1 protein-coding gene is annotated in these 909 nt (G+C 23.5%); it reads right to left on the reverse strand.

Translation table 11 applies throughout. From position 1 onward, the window contains the following. On the reverse strand, positions 1 to 444 hold a 444-nt coding region (locus GQX97_RS12630; protein WP_198391235.1), incomplete at its 3' end, for a TolC family protein. Positions 445 to 909 lie beyond the last annotated feature (465 nt).

Below are 909 nucleotides of genomic sequence, written 5' to 3' on the forward strand. Positions count from 1 at the left end.
GTTTATTGCTACATTCTTTCTCTCATCAAAATATATCTCTTTCATCATTTGTAAGTTTATTTCTCTGGCTTTATCAGTATTCCAGTTTCTAAACCCAGTGAAGAGTGTTTTTGATAATGTTGCTTGAGCACTCCAAGTATCAGCACTTGAATATACTCCTGTGTTTAAGTTGTTATATTGATATTCTTTCGGCTCTGATAAGTTAAGTCCGCCGCTTACTGTTAATGAAGGTAAAAATAAATCAGAAAATGATGCATCTTTTTGAGTTTGAGCTATTCGCACATCATATTCTGCTTGTTTTAGGGTTTTATCGTTTTCAATTGCTAAATCTAATGCCTGCTCTAAATTTATGCTTATCTTAGAGTTTGTGGAGTTTTCATTACTCTGTGAATATAAAGAAATATTGAATAMTATAATCAATATAAAAACGAAACTATTTTTCACAATACCGCTCCTAAGAAAGTCTACATCGTAAATTTAATAAAAATTTATTTTTTTACTAATAAATTATAAACTTCAAATAAAAAATATCAAGCTAATTTTACAATATATTTAATTAGACGAATAAATCATTAAAAAGTTCCCGTTATTAAATGCTTATCATATGTAATTAAATTAATATTTATAATAGGTAAATAAAAAAATAATTATTTACATACTTCAAKAAATATAGTAAATATTTTTTACTTTATCGATATAAAAAATATAGTTTTACCCAATGAATTTACTTTAAATTTACAAATAATATGTATTTTTTGATAAAATCACGTTAAAATAGCAAAAAAACTGCAAAATATATATATTTTTTGTAAAAAAATAGTAAAAAAATTTGACAAAACTTACACCATATACTATAATTATAATTGTAAAGATAATTTACTTACATTCATCAAGGAGATATTAAATGAA

It is taken from the genome of Brachyspira sp. SAP_772, assembly GCF_009755885.1.
GTDB lineage: Bacteria > Spirochaetota > Brachyspiria > Brachyspirales > Brachyspiraceae > Brachyspira.